This is a genomic window from Pseudomonas sp. NY15356, assembly GCF_048068175.1.
In the GTDB taxonomy this organism is placed as follows: domain Bacteria; phylum Pseudomonadota; class Gammaproteobacteria; order Pseudomonadales; family Pseudomonadaceae; genus Aquipseudomonas; species Aquipseudomonas putida_K.
The window spans coordinates 94,708-113,817 of record NZ_JBLUPW010000006.1 but is presented as its reverse complement, the minus strand read 5'-3'; the positions used below and the strand labels follow the sequence as shown (position 1 = coordinate 113,817).

The window sequence follows — 19,110 nt, the reverse complement described above, 5'->3', positions numbered from 1 at the left end:
TGGCTGTCCTCTCGGCGTTGTTCGATGTTGTAGGAGCGGCCTTGTCCCGCGATTGGGCCGGGCCTGCCTTCGCGGTGGTATGGCACGGGCTTCGCCCGTGATCGCGGGCAAGCCCGCTCCCACAGGGGCCCTGCTGCCCATTGGATTACCGTTGCCCTGGGTCTACAAGGGCTGCGCTGCCTTACGAACAGCGCTAGCGCGCATCGACATCATCAATGCCAGGCCAACCGCCACGCACCCCAGCAACAACGCCGCCCCAAACACCACCAACGCCGTCCGCGAACCGAGCCGGTCACTGAGCACGCCGGTAAAGATCACCGGCAAACTGAACCCCAGGTAGGCCAGCAGGAAGAACCCCGCGCTGGCGCGGGTCTTCTCGGTGCCAGCCAATTGGTTCACCGCCGCTAGCCCACCCAGGTAGATGAACCCGTAGCAGGCGCTGCTGGCCGCCACTGCGCCGGCCAGCACGGCCAGCAGATGCCCGCTGTCGGCGCCCCAGGCCAGCAGGGCATAGCTGCACGGCAGGATCACCAGCCCCAGCAGGGTGGCGCGGGCGCTGGGCAGGCGGCGGGCCATGGGTTGGAACAGCAAGCCGCAACTGATCACGCAAAACGTAGAGAACCCCGACCAGGCACTCAGGCCGTGTTGTCGCAGGATGCCGGGCAGCAGGGCGATCACCAGCCCGACACAGGCCCATGCGAGCAGGATGGCCAGCCCGTAGGCCAGGCTGCCGGCGGGGTAGCAGGGCAGGCGCAGCATGGCGCTGCGTTGTGCGGGCCGTGGGTCGGGCAGGCGCCAGACGAGCGCGAGGGCGAGGGCGGCGAGGGCCAGCTGCAGGTGGAAGCTGCCGGGCGTCAGGGTCGGGCCGCTCAGCAGGAACAGGCTGGTCAGCGCAGCGCCAAGGCCGAAGCCCAGGGAGGTGCTGGCGGTGACCCAGTTGGCGGCGCGGCCGGTGTCGCCGCCGGCCATGAGTTCGCCCATATAGGCGGTGGCGGTCGCCGAGGCCAGTCCCGTGCCAAGGCCGAGGAACAGGCGGGCGATGCCCAGGGTCTGCAGCCCGGGGGCTAACAACATCAGCACGGTGGCGACCATCGACAGGGCCAGGGCGGCGAGGATCAGCGGGCGTCGGCCGATGCGGTCGGCCAGGCCGCCGAGGGCCAGCAGTACCGGCAGCACACCCAGCACGTAGCCGGAGAACGCCACCGCGGTGGCGGCTGCGCCTTGCCCGGAGAGGTCGGCGTAGGCGATGTACAGAGGGGCCTGGAGGTTGACCGCCAGGGTGATCAGGCAGAGGGCGAAGGCCAGGCGGGCCGGGGCTGAACGGGTGGGCATCGGGGTATCCTTGACGGGTTGTCTGTTCGGGCCCAATCGCCGGCAAGTCGGCTCCCACCGGTCTTGCGCTGACACCGCTATACCTGTGGCTGGCTTGCCAGCGATAGGGGCGGGCCAAGCAACCAAGACAGTTGCTCCCACATGGTCCGGTGTGTACCCCGCCTGGGTGAGCGCCGCTTCTGTGGGAGCCGGCTTGCCGGCGATTGGGCCGGTAGGGGCACAGTGCCCCCAGGCCAAACCACCCACAAGACACACGCCCACCCCATTTATGCTTAACTGTTCGCCAAAAAACAGCGAACACTTGCCATGCCCATCCACTTGGACCGCCAATCCACCACGCCTCTGGTGCAACAGCTCACCGACCAGCTCCAGGCCTGGATCGAACACCAGCGCCTGCGCCCCGGCGCACGCCTGCCCTCCATCCGCACCCAAGCGCGCACACTAGCGGTCAGCGCATCCTGCGTGATCGAGGCCTACGACCGCCTGGTCGCCAGCGGCTGGCTGGAGGCGCGCCACGGCACCGGCTTTTTCGTCGCCGAGCGCAAACCCGGGCTAGCGGTCGAGGACACCCAGCCCTGGGGCGAGGCCGGTGACGGCAGCTGGCGCCAGTTCCGCGAAGGCCACGACGAGCTGCTCAAGCTCGGCTGCGGCTGGCTGCCCGGCGCTTGGCGCGCCAACGCCGAGCTGGCCCAGGCCATACGCCAGGTCAGCCGCGGCCGCGTAGAAGACCTGTTCGACTACTGCCCACCCCTGGGCCTGGCCAGCCTGCGCCAGCAGTTGCACAAGCGCCTGGCCCGCCTGGACATCCCCGCCGGCCCGGAGCGCATCCTCACCACCCAAGGCGCCAGCCACGGCCTCGACCTGCTGGTGCGCACCCTGTTGCGCCCGGGCGACGCGGTGCTGGTGGAAAGCCCCGGCTACTACAACCTGTTCAACCTGCTGCGCCAGCACCAGGTGCGCATGCTGCCGGTGCCGCGCACGGCCAGCGGCCCGGACCTGGAGGCCCTCGAGCGGCTGCTGGCCGAGCATCGCCCGCGCTGCCTGTTCATCAACAGCCTGTACCACAACCCGACCGGTACCAGCCTGACCCCCAAGGTCGCCTATCGCTTGCTGGAGCTGGCCCGGGAACATGACCTGCGGATCGTCGAGGACGACCTCTACGCCGACTTCCAGGACGGCCCGGCCACCCGCCTGGCCACCCTCGACAGCGAGCAGCGGGTGATCTACCTGGCCAGCTTCTCCAAGACCTTGAGCAGTTCCCTGCGGGTCGGCTACCTGGTGGCCGACGCCGCGCTGATCGCCCGCCTGGCCGAATTGAAGATGGTCACCGGCATCGGCACTTCGCGTTTTGCCGAGCAGGTGGTGGGACAGATGCTCGCCACTGGCAGCTACCGCAAGAGCGTGCAGCGCCTGCGGGTGCGCCTGGGGCAGCACATGGCCAAGGTGCTGGGGCAACTGGAGGCGTTTGGCTGGGAGGTGTTCTGCGAGCCCTATGGCGGCATGTTCGTCTGGGCCCGGTCGCCGGGGCGAGGTTTCGCCAGCCTGGAGCGCATCGCCCTGGAACACGCGGTGTTGCTGACGCCGGGCAGTGCCTTCGACCCAGAGGGCGCGCCCAGCGATTGGCTGCGGATCAACGTCGCCTACGGGCAGGACCAACGGGCCCAGGCGTTCTTTCGGCACGCAGGGCGACCTCCAGCATGCTGAAAGCGACAGGGTCATAGCTATTTGACACCATTGTGAGGGTTGGGCCTTGTGGACAGAGGCCAGCTGTTGCCACTCTTGGTCGATAACAAAAGGGCTGCTTTGCAGCCCATCGCGGGGGGGAAAAGGCAATGAGGGCAACCCAACACGGTGTTCTGGCCAACCTGGGCATGGCCCGCAAGCTCGGCCTGGGCTTTGCCCTGGTCCTGCTGCTGACCCTGGCGGTCGCCGCCATCGGTATCTTCGCCCTCCACGGCGTCGGCCAGCGCTTCGACAGCCTGCTCCAGATGAGCCAGTTCAACACCGACCTGCTCAAGCTGCGCCAGCATGAGCAATCCTTCGCCCTGCGCTCGGACATCAAGGAAGCCGAAGCCCTGCGCAACGACCTGAAAAGCCTGGTCGAGCGCGCCGGCAGCCTGCCCGCCCTGGCCGCCGCCCAAGCCGACCTCAGCGCCTACGGCCAGGCCTTCGACGTCTTCGTCGAAGCGGTGCAGGCCAAGGAGCTGGCCCTGGACATGGCCAGCTGGTCGGTGTCCAGCGTGGCCAACAACCTCGATGTGCTGCAAATGGGCCTGGCCGACGACGGCACCTATACCCTCAAGCAGTCCCAGGGCCAGCAGGGCAGCGAGTTCCTCGAGCAGGCCGGGCAGGTGGCCCAGGTGTCGCGGCTGATGCTGCAGGCCATGGACGAGGCGCGGGTGCGCCTGGAGCAGGGGCGCAAGGGCGAGGAGGCGGTCAACGAAGGGCGCATCGCCCAGACCGTCGAGGCCGGCGCGCTGGTCGAGCAGCTCAAGGGCTCGGTGGCCGATGCCGGTTACCAGAGCGTGCTGGGTGAAGTGGCCGGGCACATCGCCAGCTTCTCGGAAAAGCTCAACGAATACACCGACCTGCTGGCCAAGGAGCAGGGCATCAAGGCGCAGCTTCAGGCCCGCGCCGAACAGGTCACTGCGCGGGTCGACCAGGCCTACGCCGCCCAGGAGCAGGCCATGCAGGGCGAGCTGGCCCGCAGCACCGTCGCCATCGGCCTGGCCACGGCCTTGGCGCTGTTGGCCGGCGTGCTGGCCGCCTGGTTGATCACCCGTGCCGTGGTCGGCCCGCTCAAGCGTGTGATCGCCCGGGCCCAGCGCATCGCTGCGGGCGATCTGGCGATCGACACCGAAACCACCCGGCGCGACGAAGTCGGCCAGCTGACCCTGGCCATGCAGCAGATGGCGGCGGGGCTGTCCGGCATCGTCAGCGGCCTGCAGCAGGGCATCGAACAGTTGGCCGGCAACGCCCAGGCGCTGTCGGCGGTCACCGAGCAGACCAACCGCGAGGTGGGCAGCCAGAAGGAAGAAACCGAGCAGGTGGCCACGGCCATGCAGCAGATGACCGCCACCGTGCACGATGTGGCGCGCAACGCCGAGGAGGCCGCCCAGGCCGCGCAGAGCGCCGACGACAAGGTCGAGTCCGGCCAGCAGGTGGTGCGCCAGAGCATGCAGCGCATCGAGCAGCTGGCGGCGGCGGCGGAGACGGCCAGCGCCAGCATCGACAGCCTCAGCGACGAGATCCACACCATTGGCGATGTGCTCGAAGTGATCAAGAGCGTGGCCGAGCAGACCAACCTGCTGGCGCTCAACGCGGCCATCGAAGCAGCCCGGGCCGGGGAGCAGGGCCGTGGCTTCGCGGTAGTGGCCGATGAGGTGCGGGCCCTGGCCCGGCGCACCCGGCAGTCCACCGAGGAGATCGAGCGCCTGGTCGCCAGCCTGCGTGGCAATGCGGCCCAATCGGTGGCGCAGATCCGTGGCAGTACCGAGCTGGTGCGCCTGGCGGTGGCCGACGCCCTGCACACCGAAAGCGCGCTGGGCAGCATCGCTGCGGCGGTTTCATTGATCCAGCAGATGAACCAGCAGATCGCCGCGGCGGCAGAGCAACAGAGTTCGGTGGCCGAGGAAATCAGCCGCAGCGTCACGCAGATCCGCGGCAGTGCCGACCAGGCGGCGTTGGCCATGCAGGACAATGCCCGGTCCAGTGTGGAGCTGGCGCAGTTGGGCGATGAGCTGAAAGGAATGGTGGGGCATTTCCGGCTGTAAAGCGCAGACACGTCCTCTGTAGGAGCGGCCTTGCGCCGCGAAAGGGCCGCAAAGCGGCCCCCCGACATTCTGTGCCATGGCGCAGATCCTGGGGCCGCTTCGCGCCCCTTTCGCGGCGCAAGGCCGCTCCTACAAAGGGATTTGCGTGGGTTTCAGGCCTTGCGTGGGCTCAGGATCAGCAAGGTCAGCACCCCCGCCACGATCCCCCAGAACGCCGAGCCGATGGAAAACAAGGTGAACCCCGAGGCCGTGACCATGAAGGTGATCAACGCCGCCTCCCGCTCGCGCACCTCGCCCATGGCCACGCTCAATCCGTTCATGATCGAACCGAACAGCGCCAGCGCGGCGATCGACAGCACCAGCTCCTTGGGCAGCGCCGCGAACAGTGCCGCCAACGTGGCCCCGAACACGCCGGCGATGCCGTAGAAGATCCCGCACCACACCGCGGCGGTGTAGCGCTTGCTCGGGTCTTCATGGGCATGTGGCCCGGTACAGATCGCCGCGCTGATCGCAGCCAGGTTGATGCCGTGGGAGCCGAATGGCGCCAGCAGCAGCGAGGCCAGGCCGGTGGCCGAGATCAGTGGTGAGGCCGGCACCTGGTAGCCGTCGGCGCGCAGTACGGCCACGCCCGGCATGTTCTGCGAGGTCATGGCCACCACGAACAACGGGATGCCGATGCTGATGGTCGCCGCCAGCGAGAAGCTCGGGGTGGTCCACACCGGCTTCGCCACCTCCAGGTGGAAGCCGCTGAAGTCCAGCAGGCCCAGGGCACCGGACAGCGCCGTGCCCACCAGCAGCGCGGCCAGCACGCAATATCGCGGCGACAGGCGCTTGACCACCAGGTAGCTGAAGAACATGCCCAGCACCAGCACGGTGCGGTGCTGGGCGGCGACGAAGATCTCGCTGCCGATCTTGAACAGGATGCCAGCCAGCAAGGCCGAGGCCAGCGACGCCGGGATACGCCGCACCAGGCGCTCGAAGCTGCCGGTCAGGCCGCAGACCAGAACCAGCACTGCGCAGGTGATGTAGGCGCCGATGGCCTCGCCATAGCTGACCCCGCCCAGGCTGGTGATCAGCAGCGCCGCACCCGGAGTCGACCAGGCGATGGTCACCGGCGTGCGGTAGCGCAGCGACAGGCCGATGCTGCACACCGCCATGCCGATCGACAGGGCCCAGATCCATGAGGAGATCTGCGCATTGGTCAAGCCCGCGGCTTGGCCGGCCTGGAACATCAGCACCAGCGAGCTGGTGTAGCCGGTGAGCATGGCGATGAAGCCGGCGACGACGGCCGACGGGGAACTGTCTGCCAGGGGGCGCAGCGGCGCGGAGGTGGCATCGGTCATGGAAAAGTCCTTGTAAACGTGTAAGCAGTTTTTTCAGCGTACCGTGACCCGGCGCAATGCTTGCCATACAGCAACCATTGCATTTAGCCGTACAGTCGCCAACTATTGGGCACGATTGCGCAACTGCACGAGAGGGAAGGGGTGATGTACAAGGTCTATGGGGATTACCAGTCGGGTAACTGCTACAAGGTCAAGTTGATGCTGCACCTGCTGGGCCGCCCTTACACATGGCATCCAGTGGACATTCTCAAGGGCGAGACCGAGACGCCCGAGTTCCTGGCCATGAACCCCAACGGCAAGGTGCCGGTGCTGCAGCTCGAGGACGGTACCTGCTTGTGGGAGTCCAACGCCATCCTCAACTACCTGGCCGACGGCAGCGAGTTCCTGCCCAGCGAACCGCGCCTGCGCACCCAGGTGCTGCAGTGGCAGTTCTTCGAGCAGTACAGCCATGAGCCCTACATTGCCGTGGCGCGCTTCATCCAGTTCTACCTGGGCTTGCCGGATGAGCGTGTGGAGGAGTATCGCAAGCTGCACAAGGGCGGCTACAAAGCGCTCAAAGTGATGGAGCGGCAGCTGCAGATGACGCCATACCTGGTGGGAGAGCAGTATTCGATCGCCGATGTGGCGTTGTACGCCTACACCCATGTGGCCCATCAGGGTGGGTTCGACCTGGCCGAGTACCCGGCGGTGCAGGCCTGGCTGGCGCGGGTGGCGAGCCATCCGCGGCATGTGCCGATGGTCGATTGACCCAGGCTGTTGTGTTGCCTGTGCTGGCGATAGGGCCGGTACAGGCAGCCGCAGGCTGGTCAGATCGCCGAGAACCGCTTGTCCAGGTAGGCGATGATGTCCTTGGACTCGTACATCCAGGTCACCTTGCCCGCTTCCTCGATCCGCAGGCACGGCACCTTCACCCGGCCGCCGCCCTCGAGCAGGGCCTGGCGGTGTACCGGGTCGTTCTTCGCATCGCGCAACTGCACCGGCACGTTCAGGCGGTGCAGGGTGCGGCGGGTCTTGACGCAGAACGGGCAGGCATGGAACTGGTACAGCGCGAGGCCCTTGGCCTCCTGCTCGACACGGGCCTGGGCCGCGGCGTCGCGCTTGCGCTTGGCCGGGCGGCTGATCCAGTCGCCGAACACGATGAGCTGGCCGAGGCCGACCCGCAAGGCTTTGACGATCATGGGCAACTCCTGAAGACATGAAAAAGCCGACCCCCAAGGGTCGGCTCGCAATCACCGGCCGATCACTTGATCAGGCTGAGGAACTCGCTGCGGGTCGCCGCATTGCTGCGGAATTCGCCGAGCATCACCGAGGTGATCATGGTCGAGTTCTGTTTTTCCACACCGCGCATCATCATGCACATGTGCTTGGCCTCGATCACCACGGCCACGCCGGCGGCGCCGGTCACCTGCTCCACGGCCTCGGCGATCTGGCGGCTGAGGTTTTCCTGGATCTGCAGGCGGCGGGCGAACATGTCGACGATGCGCGCGACCTTCGACAGGCCCAGGACCTTGCCCTTGGGCAGGTAGGCCACATGGGCCTTGCCGATGAAGGGCAGCATGTGGTGTTCGCACATCGAGTACAGCTCGATGTCCCGGACCAGCACCATCTCGCTGTTGTCGGAGGTGAACAACGCGCCGTTGGTGACTTCTTCCAGGGTTTGTTCATAACCGCGGCAAAGGTACTTCATGGCCTTTGCGGCCCGCTTGGGCGTATCGAGCAGCCCTTCGCGGGAGACGTCCTCGCCGAGCTGGCTGAGGATCTCGGTGTAGTTCTGTTCCAGGGACATGGATCTACCTGTGGGGATTAATCGCAAAGACGAAGGGTACGGCGGCCAGGGCCATGCTGCAAGCACGGCGTCACTCGTCGCGGCCTTCGAGCATGGTCCGCTTGAGCATCACGTACACCGCGCCCGTGCCGCCGTGGCGGGGCTGGCAGGAAGCGAAGCCGAGCACCTGCGGGTGCTGGCGCAGCCAGGTGTTGACGTGGCTCTTGATCATCGGGCGCTTGCCATCCAGGCGCGCGGCCTTGCCGTGGGTAACGCGTACGCAGCGCACTTCCAGCTTGGTGGCTTCGGCGATGAAGTCCCAGAGCGTCTCGCGGGCCCGCTCCACGGTCATGCCGTGCAGGTCGAGGCTGCCTTCGAAGGCGATCTGGCCGAGCTTGAGCTTGCGGATCTGGCTTTCCTGCACGCCGTCGCGACGCCACATCAGCTCGTCCTCGGCGCCCACATCGATGACGAATTGGTCGGACAGGCCGTCGATCACCAAGGGCTGGTCGCTGCGCACCGTCGCGGCCTGGCGCAGGCCGGCCAGCTGCTTGCGGTCGGCCTTGGGCTTGCCGACATCGGCGCGGTCGTGCTTGATCGGTTTCACGCCGCGGATCTCGGCCCGGAACAGGGAAAAATCGTCGTCTTGCATGCTGCCTCCACGTGGGCGGCGTAGTGTACGCGAAAGCGCTTGTATGTAGGAGCGGCCTTGTGCCGCGAAAGGGCTGCGAAGCGGCCCCAGGATCTGGGCCGCAGCACAAATTGCTGGGGCCGCAGCGCGGCCCTTTCGCGGCACAAGGCCGCTCCTACAGGGGGAAGCCGGTGATCACACCGTCAGTCGTGCTTTTTCATCAGGTGCGGCGCCAGGTTCAGCCCATGCCCACGGCGCAGGCGGATACGGCTGCGCCGCCAGAAACGCACGCCCAGGTACAGCAGCACCAGCCCGCCGACCGTGAGCGTCACGGCCAGGGGGCGATTGGCATTGAGTTCGGCCAGGGCATCGTAGTTGCCCAACAGGCCGGCGATGCCGGCCATGGCCAAGAGGATGCCCAGGGTCGCCACCAGGGCGGACAGGCCGGCCGCCAGGCGCGCGCCCCAGTTGCGCGGCTCGCGCTGGCGCAGGCGCTTGGCGTCGAAACTGCCTTTGAGCTTCATTCCGATGTCCTCTGTGGGTATCCGGAATTCGACCTGGGGTCGGCCCTTGGGTTCCGCCTCAGATCAGGCTGGCGGTCGGGGCGACGCAGGCGAAGTTGTCGGCCATCACGGCCATTTCGCACTGGTGGATCTGTGCGGCCGGGATGACCGTATCCTTGAAGGCCAGGTCGCGGGTGGTGGAGGCATCCTCGACCAGAGTGCAACGATAACCATAGTCCTTGGCGCGGCGTACGGTGGTGCTGACGCTGGAGTGGCTCATGAAGCCGCAGACGATCAGGTCCAGGTGGCCCAGCTCCTGCAGCGTCTCGTGCAGCTTGGTGTTCTTGAACGCGTTGGGCATGCGCTTTTCGATGACGATTTCGCCTTCGCGCGGCTCAAGGCCCGGGATGAACTCGCCACGGGCGCCCTGAGGGTCGAACAGGCCGCCGACGGTGCCCAGGTGGCGGACATGGATGATCGGACGGCCGGCTTTGCGTGCGGCGTCGAGCAACCGGGCGATGTTGGCCACGGCCTCGTCCATGCCCGACAGCGCCAGGGGACCGCTGAGGTACTCCTTTTGCGCATCGATGATGATCAGGCTGGCTTGGCCCAGCTTGGCCGGCGGGTAGTCGCGGCCGCTGAGGCGGAACATCGTGGTTGGAACGGACATCAAGGGCTCCTTGGGTAGGGCTTTTGTATACCTATTCTCCCCTGCAACGGCGACAATGTGAATGGTTGACATTGCAGGCAGCATGGTTACTGGCTTCTGGCTACCGGCGGAGGATTCCGGGGGAACATTTGCGGCGGCGGGCTGTTAGACTTTTGTACTGTCTGAAAAGGAGTCCCCCGTGATCACATCCCGTCTGCGCACCCTGCGCGACCATATCCGCTGGGCGGTCAGCCGCTTCCATGAGCACGAGTTGTTCTTCGGCCACGGTGCCGACAACGCCTGGGACGAAGCCCGCCTGTTGGTGCTGGGTGCCGTGCACCTGCCGTGGGAAGTGGCCGACAGCTACCTGGATTGCCAGTTGGAAGATGACGAGCGGGTGCGCCTGCAGCACCTGCTCAAGCGTCGTATCGAAGACCGCGTGCCAACGGCCTACCTGCTGGGCGAGGCGTGGTTCTGCGGTATGTCGTTCCTGGTCGATGAGCGTGTGCTGGTGCCTCGTTCGCCCATCGGCGAACTGCTCGAGAAGCGCTTGGAGCCCTGGCTGGCGGCCGAGCCGGCGCGCATCCTCGACCTGTGCACTGGCTCCGGGTGTATCGGCATCGTCGCCGCCGACGTGTTCCCCGAGGCTGAAGTGGTGTTGGCCGACCTGTCCTTCGAGGCGTTGGAAGTGGCCAACCAGAACATCGAGCGCCATGGCCTGGAGGAGCGGGTCTACACCGTGCAGGGCGATGGCTTCGCCGGGCTGCCGGGGCAACGTTTCGACCTGATCCTGTCCAACCCGCCGTATGTCGATGCCGAAGACTTCGCCGACATGCCGGCCGAGTACCACCACGAACCCGAGCTGGGCCTGGCTTGCGGCAATGACGGCCTGGACCTGGTGCGGCGCATGCTCGCCGAGGCGGCAGACCACCTGACCGAGAAGGGGCTGTTGATCGTCGAGGTGGGCAACAGCCAGGTGCATGTGGAGGCGTTGTACCCCGAGGTGGACTTCACCTGGCTGGAGTTCGAGCGTGGCGGGCATGGCGTGTTCATGCTGACGGCCGAGCAGTGCCAGCAGCATCGGGAGGGGTTCCGCTCCTGGGTGTGATGAGGGGGGGCTCCCTTGCACCCCTTGCGCGCCACAAGGCCCCTCCTACAGAAGACCGCAGCCCCTTGTCGGCGGGGCCTTGTGCCGCGAAAGGGCCGCAAAGCGGCCCCCGTACACGCTCAGCGCGTAGCGATCCAGATCAACAACCCGGCCTGGAACACCGCGAACGCCACCAGGCAGGTGATGGTAAAGCGCAGCCCGCTATCCTCGCGCCGGTACTTGGCCACCCGCTCATCGCGCTCGCGCAGTTGCGCTTCCTTCTCCAGCAACTGCTGTTCGGCCTGCTGCAACATGCCCGCCGCTTCGAGGATGTCGACGCGCTGCACCTTCTCGCCGTTCCAGCTGCCTTTGAGCTGCCCCACCGGGGTCTCCACGATTCGCGCCTTGAGCAGTTGCCCGTCGGCGTATTCCACGTCCAGGCCCGCGCCGCGCAGCACATGATCACGACGCAGGCGGCTGTCTTCGTTGAGGGCGTCCTTGCTCGGTAGGCTCATGCCTTGGACTTGGTAATGCGACCAGCGCCGCTGCAGCCATTGCACCGCCTGGCCGAGCAGGAAGCGGCCCAGGCCGCGGTTCAGCGGCTCGAGCTGCAGCCCGCTGTCGTCGCCGATGCGCACCAGGCGCTGATCGTGGTCGACACGGATGTCCAGGTGGTTCTGTTCCTTGCGCACCTTCTGCCCAGGCAGGCGGATCACCAGACGCAACAGGCTGTGTTCCTTGCTGTGGCGTTCGGCATGGCCAAATTCGACGAAGCGCAGCGGCCGCGCGCCGCTGGTGCGTTCGGTGGGCAGCGGCGCCAGGCGCAGCAGCTGGAAGTGTTCCGGGGCCAGGTCTTCCCAGGGCAGCGGGGCGCTTTCAGGGGCTTGTGGCTCTTCGTCCGCCTCAACGGCGGCGGGGGCGTCGGTCATCAGGGGTGTCCTCGAATGCACGGTGGGCGGGATACGGGGCCGCAACGCGGCCCCGAAGCACCGCCTCGATAACCCCCGTTATCGGCAGCGAAAACGACTTCCTGAACCCGATCTACTCCCGTGCCACCTGGCGAACGAACGCGACGATCCGTTCCCCCAGCTCCCGGGCCAGCGGCAGCGCTGGGTTGCGGTAGCTGTCACGCTGCTGGCTCATGTCCCGAGGGCTGATGCGCAGCATGTGGTTCATGCCCTCGATCACCACCAACTGCGCATCGGGCTTGGCCGCCTTGAGGCGCTCGGCGTCAGCGACCTCCACCTGCACGTCGTTGCGGCCCTGGAGGATCAGTGCTGGCATTGGCAGGCGGGCGAAGGCCGCCGCCGGGTCCTGGCGCAACAATGAGATCAGGTACGGCTGCACGCTCGGGCGGAACACCTCGCGCAGCGGCGCGGGCACGTCGAGGGTGGTCTGCCCGGCCTGTAGCCGGTCGATCACGGCATTGCCCTGCGCCAGTTGCGCAGGCGGCAGGCGCTGGGCCAGCTGTTCGCGCAGCACGTCCGCCACCGGCCTGCCGCTGCCGGCCACGGTGATCACCGCGCTGGCGCCGGCCTGTTCGGCAGCCAGGCTGGCGATCAGCGCACCTTCGCTGTGGCCGAGCAGGATCAACGGGCCGAAGCGCGGGTCAGCCTTGAGCATTCGGCCCCAGGCCACGACATCGGCTACGTAGCGCTCGACGCTGAGGTCGCGCTCGTCGGGGGTGGCCGGCTGGCTGGCGGCCACGCCGCGCTTGTCGAAGCGCACGCTGGCGATGTGCTCGCCGGCCAGCAGCAGGGCCAGGCGCTTGAGGTTGTCCAGGCGGCCGCTGGCGGGGTTGTTGCCATTGCGGTCGGTGGGGCCGGAGCCGGCGAGGATCAGCACCACCGGTGGCGGCGTCTGCTCCTGGGGCAGCAACAGGCTGCCATGGAGCACGCCCTGGCCGGTGTCCAAGTCGATGGGGCGTTGCAGGACAGTGGGGGCGGCGGCCTGGGCGAGGCTGGTGCACAGCAGCAGGAGGAGGGCGGCGAGGCGCGACATCATTGGGCTACTACTTGGAGGGATGTCGGTTGGACCGGGGGCTTGGCGGAAGGTTCTGGTTCGGTGTTCGCCTGTACTGGCCTAATCGCGGGGCAGTACAGGCAACCTATCCAGCGGAGTTTTCCGTATACTGCCTGCCTCCTTCAAATTCAGGCAGATTCGCGGAGCGTCCATGTCCGGCAATACCTACGGCAAGCTGTTCACTGTCACCACCGCTGGCGAAAGCCACGGCCCGGCGTTGGTCGCCATTGTCGATGGGTGCCCGCCAGGCCTGGAAATCACCCTGGCCGACCTGCAGCATGACCTCGACCGGCGCAAGCCGGGCACCAGCCGGCACACCACCCAGCGCCAGGAAGCGGATGAAGTGGAGATTCTCTCGGGCGTGTTCGAAGGCCGCACCACCGGCTGCTCGATCGGCCTTCTGATCCGCAATACCGACCAGAAGTCCAAAGACTACTCGGCGATCAAGGACCTGTTCCGCCCGGCCCACGCCGACTACACCTACCACCACAAGTACGGCCTGCGCGACTACCGCGGTGGTGGCCGCAGCTCGGCCCGCGAGACTGCCATGCGCGTGGCTGCCGGAGCCATCGCCAAGAAGTACCTGGCCACCCAGGGCATCCGCGTGCGCGGCTACATGAGCCAGCTGGGCCCGATCGAAATCCCGTTCAAAAGCTGGGACTCGGTGGAGCACAACGCGTTCTTCAGCCCCGACCCAGACAAGGTGCCGGAACTGGAGGCCTACATGGACCAGCTGCGCCGTGACCAGGACTCGGTCGGCGCCAAGATCACCGTGGTCGCTGAAGGCGTGATGCCGGGCCTGGGCGAGCCGATCTTCGACCGTCTGGATGCCGAGCTTGCCCATGCGCTGATGAGCATCAACGCGGTCAAGGGCGTGGAAATCGGTGCGGGCTTCGCCAGTGTCGCCCAACGCGGCACCGAGCACCGTGACGAGCTGACCCCGCAAGGCTTCCTCAGCAACAACGCCGGCGGCATCCTCGGCGGCATTTCCTCCGGCCAGCCGATCGTCGCCCACCTGGCGCTCAAGCCGACCTCCAGCATCACCGTGCCCGGGCGCTCCATCGATATCGAGGGCAACCCGGTGGAGGTGGTCACCAAGGGCCGTCACGACCCGTGCGTGGGCATCCGCGCCACGCCTATCGCCGAGGCGATGATGGCCATCGTGCTGATGGACCACCTGCTGCGTCACCGAGCACAGAACGCCGACGTGAAGGTGAACACCCCGGTGCTGGGCCAGCTCTGAGAACGGTGTTCGTCAGTCAGGTACAGGTTGCCTGAACCGGCCCAATCGCGGGGCAAGCCCGCTCCCACAGGTTCTCCGCAGCCATTGTAGGAGCGGGCTTGTCCCGCGATTGAGCCGGCACAGGGACCTCACAAGGCCAATCATGCCCCCGATCCCATACTGGCGCCTGTCCAGTTTCTACCTCTTCTATTTCGCCCTGCTCGGTTCCACCGCCCCGTTCCTGGCGCTGTACTTCGACCATCTGGGCTTCTCCCCGGCTCGCATCGGCGAGCTGGTGGCCATTCCCATGCTGATGCGCTGCATCGCCCCCAACCTGTGGGGCTGGCTGGGTGACCGCAGCGGCCAGCGCTTGCTCATCGTGCGCCTGGGGGCGTTGTCTACCCTGGCGACCTTCTCGCTGATCTTCGTCGACCAGAGCTACGCCTGGCTGGCACTGGTGATGGCCCTGCATGCCTTCTTCTGGCATGCGGTGCTGCCCCAGTTCGAAGTGATCACCCTGGCCCACCTGCACGGCCAGACCGCCCGCTACAGCCAGGTGCGCCTGTGGGGCTCGATCGGTTTCATCCTCACCGTGGTCGGCCTGGGCCGGCTGTTCGAGTGGCTGAGCCTGGACATCTACCCGGTGGCGCTGGTGGCGATCATGGCTGGCATCTTCCTCGCCAGCCTCTGGGTGCCCAATGCCCAGCCGATGGAACAGGCCGAGCGCAAGGGGGCGGGGGGCTTCCTGCGCCAACTGGCGGCGCCAGGGGTGTTGGCGTTCTATGCCTGCGTGGCGCTGATGCAGCTCAGCCACGGCCCTTACTACACCTTCCTGACCCTGCACTTGGAGCACCTGGGCTATACCCGCGGCGCCATCGGCCTGTTATGGGCGCTGGGGGTGGTCGCCGAAGTGCTGGTGTTCATGGCCATGAGCCGGATCTTCGCGCGCATCAGCGTGCGCCGCGTGCTGCTGGCCAGCTTCCTCTTGGCGGCGCTGCGCTGGCTGCTGCTGGGCACCCTGGCCGACATCCCGGTGGTGCTGGTCATGGCCCAGGTGCTGCACGCGGCCACCTTCGGCTGCTTCCATGCCGCCGCCATCGCCTTCGTCCAGGGCAGCTTCGGCGCGCGCCAGCAAGGGCAGGGCCAGGCGCTGTATGCGGCATTGTCCGGTACCGGCGGTGCCTTGGGCGCGCTTTATTCGGGCTACAGCTGGAAACTGCTGGGCCCGGCCTTCACCTTTGGTATGGCCAGCCTCGCAGCCTTGGCCGCAGCCGTTATCATTGCCCTTTGTTCGAAAGAAACCAGGAACAGCCCCTGATGAGCATTCTCAGCGTTTTCCACACATCCAGCCCCGAGGTGCCGAACAAGGTGCTGACCCACCATGACGACATCGCCGCGACCCTGGCCGAGCAAGGCGTGCGCTTCGTCCGTCGCCCCCATGAGCTACGCATCCGCCCGGGCACCAGCCGCGACGAGGTGCTGGCCGAGGGCCGTGGGTTGCTCGATGAGCTGATGACCGAATATGGCAGCGTGGCGTTCAGCCTGCTCGATCGTGATGGCCAGGCCCCGGCCGAGGCGGACCTGCGTGATGAGCATGTGCATGAGGCCGAGGAAGTGTTCGCAGTCGTCACCGGCCGTGCGCAGCTCAGCCTGCGGATGGGCGACCAGGTGTATGCGGTGCTGTGCGAGAAGGGCGATGTGCTGGTGGTGCCGGCCGGTGCCCGTCGGTGGTTCGATCTGGGCGACAACCCGTTCTGCCTGGCCTTGCGCCTGTTCGGCAGCGAGCAGGGCATGCAGGCGCGGTATACCGGCGATATTTCGGCCCGGGCATTTGCTGGAATGGGTGAGTTCTAAAGCCAATCGCCGGCAAGCCGGCTCCCACAGGTATGGCGATGTCTATGAAACAGCGCAGGACCGGTGGGAGCCGGCTTGCCGGCGATTGGACTTTCCGTGCTTACCGATAGGTCGGCAAGGCAAAGCGCTGCTGGCTCTGCAACATCGAGATCACCGGCAACTCGCTGGCCTGTTCGGCCAAGTCACGGCGAATGGCGCTGATCGCCCAGGACAATTGCTCCGCGCTGTGCAACTGCGCGTACGACAGCACCCGGCGGGTGACCTTGCCGTCGGCGGCACGCAGGGTCAATTGGATACCGCCATCGGGACGCGGTTGGGTTTCGACCTTGTAGGCGGAGAAGACCGAGGCGAATTTTTCCTGGATGAGGTCCATATCTCAACTCCTGACTGTTGTGTTTTGCAGACTCTGGAGTTGAAGGTTGCAGCGACCGTGCCAGGCACAGGTGGCTGAAAATTCCATTTAAAATCAATGGTTTGCTGATCCATTGCAGTGAAGTGACCGTGCATTGTGCAAGGTCGTGCATTTTGCACAGTGCATTTTGCAAGGGTCATAGGGTTTGCCTCTTGGCCCTATAGATTCTGAACCTTTGACCGCCCGGCATTGCCTGACGAACACTTGGGCGCTCGACTATGCCAGGAGGTTCCCGATGTCCGACCGACAACCCATCGCCATGACTGACGACGAAACCGCTGCGTTCGCTGAAGAAGTCTTCGAACGCGCCCGCCGGGGCGATGCGCAGATGCTCGAACGCCTGCTGCACAGCGGCCTGCCGGCCAACCTGCGCAACCACAAGGGGGACACCTTGCTGATGCTCGCCAGCTACCACGGGCACCATGACGCGGTGAAGGTATTGCTGGCCCATGGCGCCGACCCGCTGATCGCCAACGACAACGGCCAACTGCCGATCGCCGGCGCCGCGTTCAAGGGCGACCTGGCGATGATCCGTCTGATGCTCGAGCACGGCGTACCGGTGGATGCCGCCGCCGAGGACGGGCGCACCGCGCTGATGCTGGCGGCGATGTTCAACCGTGTCGAGATCCTCGACTTCCTGCTGGCCCAGGGCGCCGATCCTGCTCGCCAAGATGCCCGTGGCGCCACCGCCCTGGCCGCTGCCCAGACCATGGGCGCCGTCGACACCGCCGCACGCCTGCAGGCGCTGGCCGGCTAACCCTCCGGGGGCATTTGCGGCTATCCTTGGCGACTTTTTCGCAAGCCGCAGGCCCCCTCATGAAAAACCAGTTGCTCGAATTCATCAGCCTCATTGGCGCCGGCTGCATGCGCGAACAATACATCGAGCGCATCGCCGACGAAGCCGCCCAGGCCTATGCCGACCCGGCCGCCTTCCTGGCCGCCAACCCGGACATCAACTACGACGACACCTTCCCCATCCCCCTGGGCGAGTGGGTAGTGCTCGGCAGCCTGCCCGATACCGTGCTGTTCCAGGCCGACAGCTACCAGGAGCTGTTCGAGCGCATCACCGATTCGTTCGACAAGAGCGTGCCGTTCACCCTCAAGCCCAAGCAACTGGCGCGCACCGAGGCGCTGACCGCGCTCAACCGCATCCAGGTGCAGATGGCCGCCATGAACAAGGAAGCGGGTGGCTACGTGCTGCTCAACTTCAGCCAGTTGCTCGATGACGAGCTGCAGATGGTGATGGTCGGGCAGAACGACCTGGCGCGGGTGCTGGAGCTGGGCGCGGCGTTGGGCATCAAGGTGGAGCCGGCGCTGGAGGCGTTGCGCGTCGCGGTGCACGTCTGACAATGAATGGGGCCGCTTTGCGGCCCTTTCGCGGCACAAGGCCGCTCCTACAGAGGATCACGAATGCCTGTAGGAACGGCCTTGTGCCGCGAAAGGGCTGCAAAGCAGCCCCAAAATCTCACCCCAACGCGGTATCGAGAAACATCATCACCCCGAACCCGCCCATCAGCCCCAGGGTCGCCGCGGTCTGGTGCCCGTTGCGGTGGGTTTCGGGGATCACCTCGTGGGACACCACGAAGATCATCGCCCCGGCCGCCAACCCCATGCTGATCGGGTAGGCGAGGGCGAAGCCGGTGGAAATGCCCAGGCCGATCACCGCGCCCAGTGGCTCCATCAGGCCGGAGCCGATCGCCACCAGCGCCGCCTTCAAGTTGGAAAGCCCGGTGGCACGCAGCGCCAAAGCCACGGCCAGGCCTTCGGGGATGTCCTGGATGGCGATGGCACTGGTCAGCGGCAGGCCGATGTTCATGTCGCCGTTGGCGAAGCTCACCCCGATGGCCATGCCTTCGGGCAGGTTGTGCAGGGTGATGGCCAGCACGAACAGCCAGACCCGGCTGATCCGTTCCGCTTCCGGGCCGCACGGGCCGGTGCTTTCATGCTCATGGGGCGTGAAGCGGTCGAGGCCCAGCATCAGCAATACACCCAGGCCCATGCCCAGCACCACGGTAAAAGCCGCAGCCGGGCCGTTGCCGGTGATTTCCCGGGCGGCGTCCAGGCCAGGCAGGATCAGCGAGAAGGAGCTGGCCGCGAGCATCATGCCGGCGGCAAACCCCAGCATCACGTCCTGGCTGCGTGCGCTGACATCGCGTAGCACCACTGCCAGCACCGCGCCCAGAGCGGTGGCGCCGAACCCGGAAAGGCCGCCCAGCACCGCTAGATGCAGGTTGTCGGCATGGTCACCCTGGACGGCATTCCACAGGCTGGCCGAGAGCAGGGCAAGCACCGCCAGCAGGCTCAGGCCCAGCCCGGCACTGAGCCAAGGGGCAGTGGTGGCTTGTTGGCGCCAGGCGCTGAACAGTGAGACAGGTGCGGTAGTGGGGGACTGGGCGGGTGGCATGCGAACCTCGAGGTAAATCCGTTGCTGGCAGTCTACCCAGTGACCGATGCCAGCGCCCAAGGATTCCCTTCTATCGACGTAATAGCCGACTATGCTTGGCGGCAATCACCTTT

At 66.4% G+C, this 19,110-nt stretch carries 20 protein-coding genes and 1 pseudogene; 10 read left to right on the top strand and 11 right to left on the bottom strand.

Annotated elements, in window-relative coordinates:
* Positions 1–162 precede the first annotated feature (162 nt).
* Entirely contained in the window at positions 163–1,332 is a 1,170-nt protein-coding gene (locus tag ACNFCI_RS07385) for an MFS transporter (protein WP_416767732.1), read from the bottom strand.
* Positions 1,333–1,638: 306 nt separating this feature from the next.
* On the opposite strand from ACNFCI_RS07385, the gene ACNFCI_RS07380 reads away from it, so the two are divergent.
* From ACNFCI_RS07380 to ACNFCI_RS07370, 3 genes and pseudogenes are all read left to right on the top strand, one after another.
* Positions 1,639–3,036 carry a PLP-dependent aminotransferase family protein gene (locus tag ACNFCI_RS07380; protein WP_416767731.1) on the top strand — a complete coding sequence of 466 codons (1,398 nt, stop codon included), beginning with the start codon at positions 1,639–1,641 and terminating at the stop codon, positions 3,034–3,036.
* A gap of 128 nt (positions 3,037–3,164) precedes the next feature.
* Positions 3,165–4,196 (top strand): annotated as a pseudogene (locus tag ACNFCI_RS07375) (methyl-accepting chemotaxis protein); the annotation flags it as partial.
* Between the two features lie 36 nt (positions 4,197–4,232).
* The gene (locus tag ACNFCI_RS07370; protein WP_416767751.1) at positions 4,233–5,105 is read left to right on the top strand and encodes a methyl-accepting chemotaxis protein; all 873 of its coding nucleotides are present in this window, start codon (positions 4,233–4,235) and stop codon (positions 5,103–5,105) included.
* Positions 5,106–5,257: 152 nt separating this feature from the next.
* Here the strand turns inward: ACNFCI_RS07370 and ACNFCI_RS07365 are convergent, their stop codons facing one another.
* Positions 5,258–6,448, bottom strand: a complete 1,191-nt coding sequence (locus ACNFCI_RS07365) for a benzoate/H(+) symporter BenE family transporter (RefSeq protein ID WP_084854947.1) — start codon at positions 6,446–6,448, stop codon at positions 5,258–5,260.
* Between the two features lie 144 nt (positions 6,449–6,592).
* On the opposite strand from ACNFCI_RS07365, the gene ACNFCI_RS07360 reads away from it, so the two are divergent.
* On the top strand, positions 6,593–7,195 hold the full coding sequence (locus ACNFCI_RS07360) for a glutathione S-transferase family protein (RefSeq protein ID WP_084854948.1): 603 nt from the start codon (positions 6,593–6,595) through the stop codon (positions 7,193–7,195).
* Between the two features lie 59 nt (positions 7,196–7,254).
* On the opposite strand, the gene ACNFCI_RS07355 is transcribed toward ACNFCI_RS07360, so the two are convergent.
* The 5 genes from ACNFCI_RS07355 to ACNFCI_RS07335 form a co-directional block, all read right to left on the bottom strand.
* A complete protein-coding gene (locus ACNFCI_RS07355) occupies positions 7,255–7,626 on the bottom strand; it encodes a glutaredoxin family protein (protein WP_084854949.1) in 372 nt (123 codons plus the stop codon).
* Between the two features lie 62 nt (positions 7,627–7,688).
* A complete protein-coding gene (gene folE, locus ACNFCI_RS07350; protein WP_084854950.1) occupies positions 7,689–8,234 on the bottom strand; it encodes a GTP cyclohydrolase I FolE in 546 nt (181 codons plus the stop codon).
* A 70-nt stretch (positions 8,235–8,304) separates the two neighbouring features.
* Positions 8,305–8,865, bottom strand: a complete 561-nt coding sequence (locus ACNFCI_RS07345; RefSeq protein WP_084854951.1) for a Smr/MutS family protein — start codon at positions 8,863–8,865, stop codon at positions 8,305–8,307.
* Positions 8,866–9,047: 182 nt separating this feature from the next.
* Positions 9,048–9,368 (bottom strand): hypothetical protein, encoded by a 321-nt coding sequence (locus ACNFCI_RS07340; protein ID WP_084854952.1) that lies wholly within the window; start codon positions 9,366–9,368, stop codon positions 9,048–9,050.
* 58 nt (positions 9,369–9,426) lie between these two features.
* Positions 9,427–10,017, bottom strand: a complete 591-nt coding sequence (locus ACNFCI_RS07335; protein WP_084854953.1) for a cysteine hydrolase family protein — start codon at positions 10,015–10,017, stop codon at positions 9,427–9,429.
* Between the two features lie 178 nt (positions 10,018–10,195).
* Here ACNFCI_RS07335 and prmB point away from each other — a divergent pair, with 178 nt between their 5' ends.
* On the top strand, positions 10,196–11,104 hold the full coding sequence (gene prmB / locus ACNFCI_RS07330) for a 50S ribosomal protein L3 N(5)-glutamine methyltransferase (protein WP_416767727.1): 909 nt from the start codon (positions 10,196–10,198) through the stop codon (positions 11,102–11,104).
* A 119-nt stretch (positions 11,105–11,223) separates the two neighbouring features.
* On the opposite strand, the gene ACNFCI_RS07325 is transcribed toward prmB, so the two are convergent.
* Positions 11,224–12,012 carry a hypothetical protein gene (locus ACNFCI_RS07325; RefSeq protein ID WP_084854955.1) on the bottom strand — a complete coding sequence of 263 codons (789 nt, stop codon included), beginning with the start codon at positions 12,010–12,012 and terminating at the stop codon, positions 11,224–11,226.
* A 112-nt stretch (positions 12,013–12,124) separates the two neighbouring features.
* On the bottom strand, positions 12,125–13,087 hold the full coding sequence (locus tag ACNFCI_RS07320; protein WP_416767725.1) for an alpha/beta hydrolase: 963 nt from the start codon (positions 13,085–13,087) through the stop codon (positions 12,125–12,127).
* Positions 13,088–13,256: 169 nt separating this feature from the next.
* Between ACNFCI_RS07320 and aroC the strand changes: the two genes are divergently transcribed.
* The 3 genes from aroC (at position 13,257) to ACNFCI_RS07305 (ending at position 16,181) form a co-directional block, all read left to right on the top strand.
* Positions 13,257–14,348, top strand: coding sequence for a chorismate synthase (aroC, locus tag ACNFCI_RS07315; protein ID WP_416767724.1), 1,092 nt, complete (start codon positions 13,257–13,259; stop codon positions 14,346–14,348).
* A 142-nt stretch (positions 14,349–14,490) separates the two neighbouring features.
* A complete protein-coding gene (locus ACNFCI_RS07310) occupies positions 14,491–15,645 on the top strand; it encodes an MFS transporter (RefSeq protein WP_416767723.1) in 1,155 nt (384 codons plus the stop codon).
* Positions 15,645–16,181, top strand: a complete 537-nt coding sequence (locus ACNFCI_RS07305) for an oxidase (RefSeq protein WP_416767721.1) — start codon at positions 15,645–15,647, stop codon at positions 16,179–16,181. The genes ACNFCI_RS07310 and ACNFCI_RS07305 overlap by 1 nt, the downstream gene beginning before the upstream one ends.
* Positions 16,182–16,281: 100 nt before the next feature.
* Here the strand turns inward: ACNFCI_RS07305 and ACNFCI_RS07300 are convergent, their stop codons facing one another.
* Positions 16,282–16,554 (bottom strand): DUF3509 domain-containing protein, encoded by a 273-nt coding sequence (locus ACNFCI_RS07300; RefSeq protein ID WP_084854960.1) that lies wholly within the window; start codon positions 16,552–16,554, stop codon positions 16,282–16,284.
* A gap of 274 nt (positions 16,555–16,828) precedes the next feature.
* On the opposite strand from ACNFCI_RS07300, the gene ACNFCI_RS07295 reads away from it, so the two are divergent.
* Both ACNFCI_RS07295 and ACNFCI_RS07290 read left to right on the top strand, forming a co-directional pair.
* Positions 16,829–17,350 (top strand): ankyrin repeat domain-containing protein, encoded by a 522-nt coding sequence (locus ACNFCI_RS07295; RefSeq protein WP_084854961.1) that lies wholly within the window; start codon positions 16,829–16,831, stop codon positions 17,348–17,350.
* Positions 17,351–17,409: 59 nt separating this feature from the next.
* The gene (locus ACNFCI_RS07290; protein ID WP_084854962.1) at positions 17,410–17,940 is read left to right on the top strand and encodes a hypothetical protein; all 531 of its coding nucleotides are present in this window, start codon (positions 17,410–17,412) and stop codon (positions 17,938–17,940) included.
* Between the two features lie 118 nt (positions 17,941–18,058).
* On the opposite strand, the gene ACNFCI_RS07285 is transcribed toward ACNFCI_RS07290, so the two are convergent.
* A complete protein-coding gene (locus ACNFCI_RS07285) occupies positions 18,059–18,997 on the bottom strand; it encodes a ZIP family metal transporter (protein WP_324817212.1) in 939 nt (312 codons plus the stop codon).
* Positions 18,998–19,110: the final 113 nt, after the last annotated feature.